Below are 11,316 nucleotides of genomic sequence, written 5' to 3' on the forward strand. Positions count from 1 at the left end.
CCAGTTGAATTGCGCAAGCTCCAACCCATCTGAGAACTTATTTACAGCAAGGCAAAAGGAAATCACATGATTGCCCAAGAACTGGAAGTCAGCTTGCACATGGCCTTCGTCGAGGCCCGGCAGCAGCGCCACGAGTTCATCACCGTGGAGCATCTGCTGCTCGCTTTGCTGGACAACCCGAGCGCCGCGGAAGTTCTGCGTGCCTGCTCGGCCAACGTCGACGACCTGCGGGCGTCGCTCACCAACTTCATCAAGGACAACACGCCCCAGGTGGCGGGTACCGACGATGTAGACACCCAGCCCACGCTGGGTTTCCAGCGCGTGATCCAGCGCGCCATCATGCATGTGCAGTCCACCGGCAACGGCAAGAAGGAAGTCACCGGCGCCAACGTGCTGGTCGCGATCTTCGGCGAGAAGGACTCGCACGCTGTGTACTACCTGCACCAGCAGGGCGTCACCCGCCTCGACGTGGTCAACTTCATTGCCCATGGCATCAAGAAGAGCGATCCGCCGGAAGCCGTCAAGGGCAGCGGTGAAGCGCCTTCGGGCGAGGGCGAGGAAGGCGGCGGCGAACGCAACGAGAAGGCATCGCCGCTCGAGCAGTTCACGCAGAACCTCAACCAGATGGCCAAGGACGGCAAGATCGATCCGCTGATCGGCCGCGAGTACGAGGTCGAGCGCGTCATCCAGATCCTGTGCCGCCGGCGCAAGAACAACCCGCTGCTGGTGGGTGAAGCTGGCGTGGGCAAGACCGCCATCGCCGAGGGCCTGGCATGGCGCATCACGCAGGGCGACGTGCCGGAGATCCTGGCCGAGTCGAACGTGTTTTCGCTCGACATGGGCGCGCTGCTGGCCGGCACCAAGTACCGCGGCGATTTCGAGCAGCGCCTGAAGGGCGTGCTCAAGTCGCTCAAGGACAAGCCGAACGCCATCCTGTTCATCGACGAAATCCACACCCTGATCGGTGCGGGCGCGGCTTCGGGCGGCACGCTCGATGCGTCGAACCTGCTGAAGCCGGCGCTTTCCAGCGGCCAGCTGAAGTGCATCGGCGCGACCACCTTCACGGAATACCGCGGCATCTTCGAGAAAGACGCGGCGCTGTCGCGCCGTTTCCAGAAGGTCGACGTGGTCGAGCCGTCGGTGCAGGAAACCGTCGACATCCTGAAGGGCCTGAAGTCGCGCTTCGAGGAGCACCATGGCGTGAAGTACGCGGTGGCGGCCCTGCAGGCTGCGGCCGAGCTCAGCGCCAAGTACATCAATGACCGCCATCTGCCCGACAAGGCGATCGACGTCATCGACGAAGCCGGTGCTGCTCAGCGCATCCTGCCGCCGAGCAAGCGCAAGAAGACCATCAGCAAGACGGAAGTCGAGGAAATCGTCGCGAAGATCGCGCGCATTCCCCCGGCCAACGTCAGCAACGACGACCGCGGCAAGCTGCAGACCATCGAGCGCGACCTCAAGAGCGTGGTGTTCGGCCAGGACAAGGCGCTCGAAGTGCTGGCCTCCGCGGTCAAGATGGCGCGTTCCGGCCTGGGCAAGGGTGACAAGCCGATCGGCTCGTTCCTGTTCTCCGGTCCCACGGGCGTCGGCAAGACCGAAGCCGCGAAGCAGCTCGCCTACATCATGGGCATCGAGCTGATCCGCTTCGACATGTCGGAGTACATGGAGCGCCATGCGGTGAGCCGCCTGATCGGCGCGCCTCCGGGCTACGTCGGGTTCGACCAGGGTGGCCTGCTGACCGAAGCCGTCACGAAGAAGCCGCACTCGGTGCTGCTGCTCGACGAAATCGAGAAGGCGCACCCGGACATCTTCAACGTGCTGCTGCAGGTCATGGACCATGGCACGCTGACCGACAACAACGGGCGCAAGGCCGACTTCCGCAACGTCATCATCATCATGACGACGAATGCGGGCGCCGAGACCATGAACAAGGCGACCATCGGCTTCACCAACCCGCGCCAGGCGGGCGACGAAATGGGCGACATCAAGCGCCTGTTCTCGCCCGAATTCCGCAACCGGCTGGATGCCATCGTCAACTTCAAGGCGCTCGACGAGAACATCATCCTGCGCGTGGTCGACAAGTTCCTGCTCCAGTTGGAAACGCAGCTCAGCGAGAAGAAGGTGGAAGTCACCTTCAGCGACAAGTTGCGCAAGCATCTGGCGAAGAAGGGCTTCGATCCGTTGATGGGCGCGCGCCCGATGCAGCGCCTGATCCAGGACACGATCCGTCGTGCACTGGCCGACGAACTGCTGTTCGGTCGCCTGACCGACGGCGGCCGCCTCGAAGTCGACCTCGACGACAAGGACGAAGTGCTGCTCGACATCCAGCCGCTTCCGAAGAAGGAGGGCAAGCAGAAGCCCGAAGCAGAGGAAGCAGCAGCAGGGTGAGCCCACTGCGGTTCCAGGAATGAAGTCAAAGGCCGGTAGCATCGCCACCGGCCTTTTTCTTTTGGGCCAGCCACATCGCACAGCCATTCCAACCGCTTTTTCGCCTTGATCCTCCCAGAACTCAGCCACGAATGGAAAACCGGCCTCTCCCTCGCGTGGAGCGGCTACATCGCAGTGCTGTCGATCTGGATCGTGATGCAGAAGCGCGCGCCGGTGTCCACCATGAGCTGGATCCTGTCGCTCGCGCTGCTGCCGTTCGCGGGCTTCGTCATCTACTACTTCCTCGGGCCGCAGCGCCTGCGAAAGCAGCGGCTCAAGCGCCTGCGCAGCCGCGCCAGCGCCTTCGCCCAGGCCGACGTGGCGCGGCTGCGCGATGCGGCGCAGAACGCCCCGCCGGCCCTGCAGCAGATGGCGAAGCTCGGCACGGCGACCTGCGGGCTGCCGGTGTCGAGCGCGGTCGATGTCGAATTGCTCTCGGGCGGGGCGCGCACCTTCGATGCGATCTTCGAGGCCGTGCGCGCCGCACGGAACCACGTCCACCTCGAGTACTACATCTTCGAGCCCGACAGGATCGGCACCGCGCTGCGCGACCTGCTGGTCGAGCGCGCGAAGCAGGGCGTGACGGTGCGCCTGCTGATCGATGCATTGGGCTCCAAGCGCGTCGGCCGCAAGTTCATGGCGCCGCTGCACGAGGCGGGCGTCAAGGTGGCGCTGTTCCACGACACCAAGATCGGCCGCCGCCTGCGCCCCGTGACCAACTACCGCACGCACCGCAAGATCGTGGTGTGCGACGGTCGCGTGGGCTTCACGGGCGGCGTGAACATCACCGATGAGGAAGACAAGCGCACCCGGCCCGATGCGTACCACGACGTGCACCTGCGCATCGAGGGCAGCGCCGTGCGCTGGCTGCAGACCACTTTCCTCGAAGATTGGACCTACGCCACCGGCGAAGACCCGCGTGGCATGGACGACGCGATGAGCGCGATGCTGCCGCAGCTCGAAGCCGGCGATATCCCGGTGCAGATCGTCACCAGCGGCCCCGACAACGCGATGGAGGCCATCCACCGCATGCACGTCGAGGCCATCCATTCGGCCACGCACCGCGCGTGGCTCACCACGCCGTACTTCGTGCCGGGCGAGCCCGCGCTGATGGCGCTGACCAGCGCCGCGCTGCGCGGCGTCGATGTGCGGCTGCTGGTGCCGCGCCGCAGCGACTCGGCCATCGTGAGTGCGGCGGCGCGCTCATATTTCGACGAGCTGATCGCCGCCGGCGTGAAGGTCTGGGAGTACAAGGCGCGCATGCTGCACTCCAAGACCCTGGTGGTCGATGACCACTGCGCGATGATCGGCACCGCGAATTTCGACAACCGCAGCTTCCGCCTCAACTTCGAGGTGTGCGCGGTGGTTTATGGTCCGGAACTGGCCCGGCCGCTGGCGGCGCAGTTCGAGACCGACCTGCACAGTTCCGGCGCGGTGCGCGCCCACCGGCCACAGAATTTCTGGATTCGCCTCGGCGATGCGATTGCGCGCCTGTTTTCACCCTTGCTCTGAATGAACCACACCTTTCTCTGGCACGACTACGAAACCTTCGGCGCGGTGCCGCGCCGCGACCGGCCCTCGCAGTTCGCGGCCATCCGCACCGACGCCGAACTCAACGAAGTCGGCGAGCCGCTGATGATCTATTGCAAGCCCGCGCCGGACTACCTGCCCAGCCCCGAGGCCTGCCTCATCACCGGCATCACGCCGCAGGTATGCCTGGAACGCGGCATTCCCGAGCATGAATTCGCCGCGCACATCGAGCGCGCCTTCTCGCAGCCCGGCACCATCGGCGTGGGCTACAACACCATCCGCTTTGACGACGAGGTCACGCGCTTCCTGTTCTGGCGCAACCTGATCGACCCGTACGCGCGCGAATGGCAGAACGATTGCGGCCGCTGGGACCTGCTCGACGTGGTCCGCCTCACCTATGCGCTGCGCCCCGACGGCATCGAATGGCCGAAGAAGGAAGACGGCAAGCCCAGCTTCAAGCTCGAGGACCTGGCGCGCGCCAACGGCCTGCTGCACGAATCGGCGCACGATGCGCTATCCGACGTGCGTGCCACCATCGCGTTGGCCCGGCTGATCCGCGACAGGCAACCCAAGCTGTTCGACTTCGCCTTCGGCCTGCACAGGAAGGACCGCGTCGCCAGCGAACTCGGCCTGCCCGCGATGCGCGAGACGGCAAAGCCCTTCCTGCACGTGTCGGGCATGTTCCCGGTCGAGCGCGGCTGCCTGGCTGTGATGTGGCCGCTGGCCAGCCATCCCACCAACAAGAACGAACTGCTGGCCTGGGACCTGGCCCACGACCCGAGCGAGCTGCGCGACATCGACGTCGAGACCCTGCGGCTGCGCCTCTTCACCCGCACGGCCGACCTGCCCGAAGGTGTCGTGCGTCTACCCTTGAAGGGCATCCACCTCAACAAGTCGCCGATGGTGGTCGGCAACCTGCGCACGCTCGCGCCGGCCATGGCGGGGCGCTGGGGCGTCGATCTCGACACTGCCATGCGCCACGCCGCGATCGCACGCGACCTGCCCGACATGAGCGCCATCTGGTCGCAGGTCTACGCCCGGCCCAAGGAGGCAACGCCCGACGTCGACGAAGACCTCTACGGCGGCTTCGTCGGCAACGCCGACCGCCGGCGCCTGAACCAGCTGCGCAACCTGTCGCCCGAAGAGCTGGCCAAGGACCGCACCGGCTTCGACGACGGCCGGCTCGACGAGATTCTTTTCCGCTATCGCGCACGCAACTGGCCGGAACTGCTGAACGAAGACGAAAACGAGCGCTGGGAAGCTCTGCGCGTGGCCAAGCTCTTCAAGGGCGAGGGCGGGGCGCGCACCATCGAGATGCTGTTCAGCGAGGTTGACGCGCTCTCCGAGAACGCCGACGAGCGCGGAGAGGAAATCCTCGGCGCGCTATACGAATATGCCGAGGCCATCGCGCCCGAGGCCTGAGCATGCCGGCTGCGCCATCGGCGCGTATACGAGCATCTCGCCCGGCGCGCTGCTCTAGAGCTTGATGCCGGCGGCCTTGACCGTCGGCCCCAGCACATCGACCTGTTCCTTGACGAAGCCGTTGAATGCGGCCACCGATTCCGGCTTGGCGACGATGCCCAGCTCGGTCAGCTTCTTCTGGATTTCGGGCATCACGAGCACTTCGTTGCAGGCGGCATTGAGCCGGGTCACAACGTCCGTCGGCAGCTTGGCGGGGCCCGACAGGCCGAAGAAGTTCTCGAGCACCAGCTTCGGTTGATGCAGCTCGACCATCGTCGGCACATCGGGCATCAGCGGCGAGCGCTGCGCGCCCGTCACCGCGAGCGGCACCAGCTGGCCGCTCTTGAAGAAGGGCACGTACGAGGTGATGACGTCGATGCCCACTGGAATGGTGTTGGCGATCAGGTCGGTGCTCATCGGTGCACCGCCGCGGTAGGGCACGTGCACCATGTTGAGCCCGGTGATCTTCTTCAGCAGCTCGCCGTGGATGTGACCGATGGAGCCCGGGCCGCCCGAGCCGAAGTCCAGGTGACCTTCCTTGCGCGCCATCGCCTCCAGGTCGGCATAGCTCTTCAGGCCCGACTGCTTGCTCGCCATGATCACCAGCGGCGCGGCACCCAGGTAGGCCACGTGGGTGAAGCCCGTCACCGGGTCGTAGGGCTGCTTGTCGAGCGTGAACGGTCCGAGCGCGATCGGCGTGGTGTTCGAGAGCATCAGCGTGTAGCCGTCGGCGGTCGAAGACGACACCTGCGCGCCGCCGATGGTGCCGCCGGCCCCCGGCTTGTTGTCGACGACCACGGGCTGCCCGAGCTTCTTCGCGAGCTGCTCCGCCATCACGCGCGCCAGCACGTCGCTGGAGCCGCCCGGCGGAAAGGTCACGATGATCTTGATCGACCTGTCGGGCCATTGTGCGAAGGCGGGAAGGGCGGCCGAGGCGACGCCTGCGGCAAGAATCTGCAGTGCGCCGCGGCGCGTGGGATGAAGGTGGGGCATGGCGTTCTCCGCTGACGGACAAGAATGAGGCCTTTAGCAGGAATCGGGCCGCCGGCTTATGCTGGCCGGATGCCCGCCACCCCAGCCGCGCACAATGCGCTCACCGACTTCGCCACGCGCCACCGCAAGCTCTTCGTGCTCACCGGCGCGGGCTGCAGCACCGATTCGGGCATTCCCGACTACCGCGACGTGGATGGCGAATGGAAGCGCCCGTCACCCGTCACCTACCAGGCCTTCATGGGCGAGGAATCCACGCGAAAGCGCTACTGGGCGCGCAGCCTGATCGGCTGGCCGACCATGGCGGGAGCGCGGCCCGGCGCAGCGCACCGCGCATTGGCGAAGCTGGGCGACGCAGGCCGCGTCGGCCTGCTGCTCACGCAGAACGTCGATGGCCTGCATGAAGCCGCGGGCAGCCGGGGCGCCATCGACCTGCACGGGCGCATCGACACCGTGCGCTGCATGGGCTGCGAGCGGCGCACGCCGCGCTCCGGATTGCAGCTCGAACTGCGACAGCGTAACCCCCGCTGGGCCGAGCTGGAGGCCCGCGCCGCGCCGGACGGCGACGCCGACCTCGAAGGCCGCGATTTCTCCAACTTCGACGTACCCGCCTGCTCGCACTGCGGCGGCCTGCTCAAGCCCGACGTGGTGTTCTTCGGCGAGAGCGTGCCCAAGGAGCGCGTCACCGCCGCCTTCGCCGCGCTGGAAGAGGCTGATGCAGTGCTCGTGGCCGGTTCGTCGCTGATGGTCTATTCGGGCTTCCGCTTCGTGCAGGCGGCGGCCGCGGCGGGCAAGCCGGTGGCGGCGGTGAACCTGGGGCGCACGCGAGCCGATGCGCTGCTTTCGCTGAAGGTCGAGCGCCCCGTCGGCGAGGCGCTGACGGCGCTGGCGCAGCAGCTTGCCTAGCTCCGGCTGGACGTGCCGATCAGGGAGCGGACGAAAGCATCCACCGCCGCGGTGTAGGCGCCGGGCAGCCCCAGTTCGGAATTGATCTGTGCATGCGAAAGATCTTCCGGGGCCACTTCTGCACGGCCACCGGTTGCGGCGATGCGCGCCGCGAACTGCCGGGCCTGCGTGCATGAGCCGTCGCGGCGCTGGGTGGAGCACACCAGCAGCATCGGCGGCGCGCCGGGCGCAAGGGCATCGGTGGGCGACACGGTGCGCCAGAAGGCGGGATCGTTGCCGAACACGCGATCGTAGAAGGGCATGTGGCGGCGCTGCATTAGTTGGACCGTGTCCAGCGCGGCGCTGTCGAGTGCCACGGCGCCGAGCCAGGGGCGGGCACCTTGTTGCCGGGCGATGGAAGGCGATGCGCTGAGCAATGCGACAAGGTGCGCGCCGGCCGAATGGCCCATGAGCACGAAGCGGCCGGCATCGCCGCCCCACGACGGCGCGTTCGCCTGCGCGGTGGCGACGGCACGTGCCACGTCCTGCGCCTGCTGCATCACGTCGACCTGCGGCACGAAGCGGTAGCTCACCGAAACGAGGATGAAGCCTTGTCCGCGCACCCAGTGTTCGATCTTCTGGTTCACCACCGACGCGGCCGCCTTGTCGCCGAACATCCAGGCCCCGCCGTGGACCATCACGAGCACCGGTGTACCTCGCTGCACGTTCGGCGGCAGGTAGACATCCATGCGCTGGCGCGGATCGGGGCCGTAGGGCTGGTTGGCCAGCAAGCGCACGCTGGCGGGCGGTGCGGCCGTTTCGGCGCCGGGCTGCTGCGCGATGGCCGGCGAGAACGTCAGCGCCAGCAGCCAGGCCGCGCAGATCCCTGCAAGACGTTTCATGAGAGGGCTTCCGGTGAACCGATGAAGGCCGGATTTTCGCGCTGCAGCCCTGTCGCCGGGCTGACCGTTGCACTCAACCGGCGTGCTTCGGCGCCATCCAGCTCGTCGATGCATCCCGGCCCGCGAGGTGCAGGCTGGCCGTGGCAGCAGGCGTTTCGGCCAGCAGACGGCCCTTGCGGAACACCTTGAGCCGCGCGGCGCGCAGCCGGATCGCCTCGACCGCATCGCGCGCCTGCAGAAGCACGAAGCTCGCATCGCAACCCGCCTCGATGCCGTAGCCCTGCAGGTGCATCACGCGCGCCGCATTGGTCGTTACCGCCTCGAAGCACTGGCGGATGCCGGCCTGGCTCGTCATCTGCGCCACGTGCAAGCCCATGTGCGCCACTTCGAGCATGTCGCCCGAGCCCATGCCGTACCACGGGTCCATCACGCAGTCGTGGCCGAAGGCGACGTTGACGCCGGCGGCCATCAGCTCGGGCACGCGCGTCATGCCGCGGCGCTTGGGGTAGGTGTCGTGGCGGCCCTGCAGCGTGATGTTGATGAGCGGATTGGCGACGACGGCCACGCCGCTCTGCGCGATCAGCGGCAGCAGCTTGCTCACGTAGTAGTTGTCCATCGAGTGCATGGAGGTGCAGTGCGAGCCCGTCACGCGGCCCTGCATGCCGAGGCGCTGCGCCTCGAAGGCCAGCGTCTCGATGTGGCGCGAGAGCGGGTCGTCCGACTCGTCGCAATGCATGTCGACCAGCTTGCCGCGTTGGGCGGCGATCTCGCACAGAAGCTTCACGCTGGCCGCGCCATCGGCCATGGTGCGCTCGAAATGCGGAATGCCGCCGACCACGTCCACGCCCTTGTCGAGCGCGCGCTCCAGGTTCTCGACGCCGCTGCGCGAGCGCAGCACTCCGTCCTGCGGGAAGGCGACCAGCTGCAGGTCGAGGTAGGGCGCGACCTTGCGCTTGACTTCGAGCAGCGCATCGACCGCGAGCAGGCTCGGGTCGCTGGTGTCGACGTGAGAGCGAACGGCCAGCAGCCCCTTGGCCACGGCCCAGTCGCAATAGGCCAGGGCGCGCTCGATGAGCGCGTCGGCCGTGAGCAGCGGCTTCAGCTCGCCCCACAGTGCGATGCCTTCGAGCAGCGTGCCGCTTTCGTTGACGCGCGGCAGGCCGTAGCTCAGCGTGGCGTCCATGTGGAAATGCGGGTCGACGAAATGGGGCGCGAGCAGCAGGCCCTGCGCATCGAGCTTCTCGTGCGCCGGTGCATCGAGGCCTGCGGTGACTTCGGCGATGCGCCCGCCCTGCACGGCGATCGACATGCCGGTGCGGCCGTCGGGGAGCGTAGCGTTGGTGATGAGGAGGTCGAGCATCGTGGTGGGTCTCTGGCAGCCGGGCGACGAAGGCCCGATGGATATCGGATTGCCGCTATTTTCCTTCGGCATTGCGCCGCAGTGTCAGCGATGTCAACGCAGCGAGTGCGCCGAGCGCGGCAGTGGCCAGAAATGCCGCCCGGCAACCCTGCAGCTGGCGTGGACCGTAGCCCAGCATCTGCTGGAGCACGATAGAGATGAAGAAGGTCGATGCCGTCATATTGCCGATGTGCTCGGCTATGCCACGCCGAGCAACTTCATCGCGATGTGCAAGCGCAGCTTCGGGGATTCGCCGGCGCGCTATTTCGCGCAGCGCGGCGAATCGCGCTAACCGGCGAGCCGGGAAGTCAGCGCATGCGCTGTCCCCGATAGCGGTACTGTCCCGCCGCCGGCCCGACCTCGATGGTCACGCGGCGCAGCTTGTCGTCATGCCCGGACGTCGCCTTCGCCGTCACCACGATGCCGCGCGGCGTGGCGCGGCAGGTGAGGTCGGTGAGCGCGATCTCGGCATGGTCGTTGTCGAGTTCGGCAATCGCTACCGTGTGTTCGGCATGCAGGCCGCCATTGGCATCGCGCGCCATCCACTGCACATAGAGGAAGGACTGCGCGTACTGGTCGGCATGGATGACGCGGTACGTGCCCTGATGGGTCTTGCCCCAGGTGCCGCACAGCTGTACCCAGCTGACCGAATCGGGCGTCTTGAAGGTGTCGTAGCTGTAGTCGCTGCCCAGTGCGTTCGCGCCTGTGCCGGCAAACGTCAACAGCGCGCCAAGCAGCGTTGCAGCGGTTGTTTTCACCATCAGCGTTCCCCTTTGCGATAGGGCTTCATCAGCGCCTGCGGATAGCTGGCCTTGCGCGCCACCAGCACCAGCGCCAGGATCGACAGCAGGTACGGCAGCATCAGGTACAGCTGGTAGGGCAGCATGGCATCGCCCGATTGTTGCAGCCGCAGCTGCAGCGCGTCGAAGAAGGCGAACAGCAGCGCGCCGACCAGCGCCTTGCCCGGACGCCACGAGGCGAACACCACCAGCGCCACGCAGATCCAGCCGCGGCCGTTCACCATGTTGAAGAAGAAGGCATTGAAGGCAGACAGCGTGAGGAACGAGCCGGCCACGCCCATCAGCGCCGAGCCCGCGACGATGGCGCCCGTGCGCGTGGCCGCAACCGACACGCCCTGGCTCTCGGCCGCCTGCGGGTTCTCGCCGACCATGCGCAGCGCGAGGCCGAGCGGCGTGCGGTACAGCACCCAGCCGATGATGGGCACCAGCAGCAGCGCGAACAGCGTGAGCGCGGTCTGGGCATTGAGGATCGGAATGGGCAGCCAGTCCATCGGCGCAAAGGGCGTGATGGTCGGCGGTGTGTTCACCTTTGGAAAACTCACGCGGTAGCCGAAGTAGCTGAGCGCGGTCGCCAGCAGCGTGATGCCCAGCCCCGAGACATGCTGCGAGAGCGCCAGGCCTACGGTAAGAAAGGCGTGCAGCAGCCCGAACACCAGGCCCGTCAGCGCGGCCACGCCCACGCCGACCCACAGCGGCGCGCCTGCATACACCGCGAGCCAGCCGGTGAAAGCGCCCGCGACCATGATTCCTTCGATGCCGAGGTTGAGCACGCCCGCGCGCTCGCACAGCAGCACGCCGAGCGTGCCCAGAATCAGCGGCGTGGCGATGCGCAGCACCGCGACCCAGAAAGCCGGGTTGGCGAGGATGTCGAGCAGGTCGGTCATGCTGTATTCCTCGCTCCCCTTCCGGGGGAGGACTGGGG

The 11,316-nt window shown here is 66.9% G+C and carries 9 protein-coding genes and 1 pseudogene; 5 read left to right on the top strand and 5 right to left on the bottom strand.

Annotation, left to right across the window (positions count from 1 at the left end; translation table 11 throughout):
* Positions 1 to 66: 66 nt before the first annotated feature.
* From clpA to sbcB, 3 genes are all read left to right on the top strand, one after another.
* Entirely contained in the window at positions 67 to 2,388 is a 2,322-nt protein-coding gene (gene clpA, locus ACEN9N_RS08820; RefSeq protein ID WP_007838831.1) for an ATP-dependent Clp protease ATP-binding subunit ClpA, read from the top strand.
* Positions 2,389 to 2,493: 105 nt separating this feature from the next.
* Positions 2,494 to 3,939: a cardiolipin synthase gene (gene cls / locus ACEN9N_RS08825; protein ID WP_007838834.1), complete on the top strand. Its 1,446-nt coding sequence runs from the start codon at positions 2,494 to 2,496 to the stop codon at positions 3,937 to 3,939.
* Positions 3,940 to 5,379, top strand: coding sequence for an exodeoxyribonuclease I (sbcB, locus tag ACEN9N_RS08830; RefSeq protein WP_413313572.1), 1,440 nt, complete (start codon positions 3,940 to 3,942; stop codon positions 5,377 to 5,379). It abuts the gene before it with no gap.
* A gap of 54 nt (positions 5,380 to 5,433) precedes the next feature.
* Here the strand turns inward: sbcB and ACEN9N_RS08835 are convergent, their stop codons facing one another.
* Positions 5,434 to 6,411 (bottom strand): Bug family tripartite tricarboxylate transporter substrate binding protein, encoded by a 978-nt coding sequence (locus tag ACEN9N_RS08835; protein ID WP_495655874.1) that lies wholly within the window; start codon positions 6,409 to 6,411, stop codon positions 5,434 to 5,436.
* A gap of 69 nt (positions 6,412 to 6,480) precedes the next feature.
* On the opposite strand from ACEN9N_RS08835, the gene ACEN9N_RS08840 reads away from it, so the two are divergent.
* On the top strand, positions 6,481 to 7,314 hold the full coding sequence (locus tag ACEN9N_RS08840; protein WP_413313570.1) for an NAD-dependent protein deacetylase: 834 nt from the start codon (positions 6,481 to 6,483) through the stop codon (positions 7,312 to 7,314).
* Here ACEN9N_RS08840 and ACEN9N_RS08845 read toward each other — a convergent pair.
* Both ACEN9N_RS08845 and ACEN9N_RS08850 read right to left on the bottom strand, forming a co-directional pair.
* Positions 7,311 to 8,195 carry an alpha/beta hydrolase gene (locus ACEN9N_RS08845; protein ID WP_413313569.1) on the bottom strand — a complete coding sequence of 295 codons (885 nt, stop codon included), beginning with the start codon at positions 8,193 to 8,195 and terminating at the stop codon, positions 7,311 to 7,313. The genes ACEN9N_RS08840 and ACEN9N_RS08845 overlap by 4 nt on opposite strands.
* A gap of 73 nt (positions 8,196 to 8,268) precedes the next feature.
* Complete coding sequence (locus ACEN9N_RS08850) at positions 8,269 to 9,555, bottom strand: amidohydrolase family protein (RefSeq protein ID WP_413313568.1); 1,287 nt, start codon at positions 9,553 to 9,555, stop codon at positions 8,269 to 8,271.
* A gap of 220 nt (positions 9,556 to 9,775) precedes the next feature.
* On the opposite strand from ACEN9N_RS08850, the pseudogene ACEN9N_RS08855 reads away from it, so the two are divergent.
* A pseudogene (locus tag ACEN9N_RS08855) lies at positions 9,776 to 9,886 on the top strand (AraC family transcriptional regulator); the annotation flags it as partial.
* 16 nt (positions 9,887 to 9,902) lie between these two features.
* On the opposite strand, the gene ACEN9N_RS08860 reads toward ACEN9N_RS08855, so the two are convergent.
* Positions 9,903 to 10,355 (bottom strand): hypothetical protein, encoded by a 453-nt coding sequence (locus ACEN9N_RS08860; protein ID WP_007838849.1) that lies wholly within the window; start codon positions 10,353 to 10,355, stop codon positions 9,903 to 9,905.
* The gene (locus ACEN9N_RS08865) at positions 10,355 to 11,278 is read right to left on the bottom strand and encodes an ABC transporter permease (protein WP_007838850.1); all 924 of its coding nucleotides are present in this window, start codon (positions 11,276 to 11,278) and stop codon (positions 10,355 to 10,357) included. The genes ACEN9N_RS08860 and ACEN9N_RS08865 overlap by 1 nt, the downstream gene beginning before the upstream one ends.
* Between the last annotated feature and the right edge of the window lie 38 nt (positions 11,279 to 11,316).

This window comes from Variovorax sp. Varisp46 (assembly GCF_059491885.1).

Coding starts and splice junctions, on each gene's coding strand:
- ACEN9N_RS08865 (WP_007838850.1), bottom strand. CDS start 11,278: ATGACCGACCTGCTCGACATCCTCGCCAACCCGGCTTTCTGGGTCGCG.
- sbcB (WP_413313572.1), top strand. CDS start 3,940: ATGAACCACACCTTTCTCTGGCACGACTACGAAACCTTCGGCGCGGTG.
- ACEN9N_RS08845 (WP_413313569.1), bottom strand. CDS start 8,195: ATGAAACGTCTTGCAGGGATCTGCGCGGCCTGGCTGCTGGCGCTGACG.
- ACEN9N_RS08850 (WP_413313568.1), bottom strand. CDS start 9,555: ATGCTCGACCTCCTCATCACCAACGCTACGCTCCCCGACGGCCGCACC.
- ACEN9N_RS08835 (WP_495655874.1), bottom strand. CDS start 6,411: ATGCCCCACCTTCATCCCACGCGCCGCGGCGCACTGCAGATTCTTGCC.
- ACEN9N_RS08840 (WP_413313570.1), top strand. CDS start 6,481: ATGCCCGCCACCCCAGCCGCGCACAATGCGCTCACCGACTTCGCCACG.
- ACEN9N_RS08860 (WP_007838849.1), bottom strand. CDS start 10,355: ATGGTGAAAACAACCGCTGCAACGCTGCTTGGCGCGCTGTTGACGTTT.
- clpA (WP_007838831.1), top strand. CDS start 67: ATGATTGCCCAAGAACTGGAAGTCAGCTTGCACATGGCCTTCGTCGAG.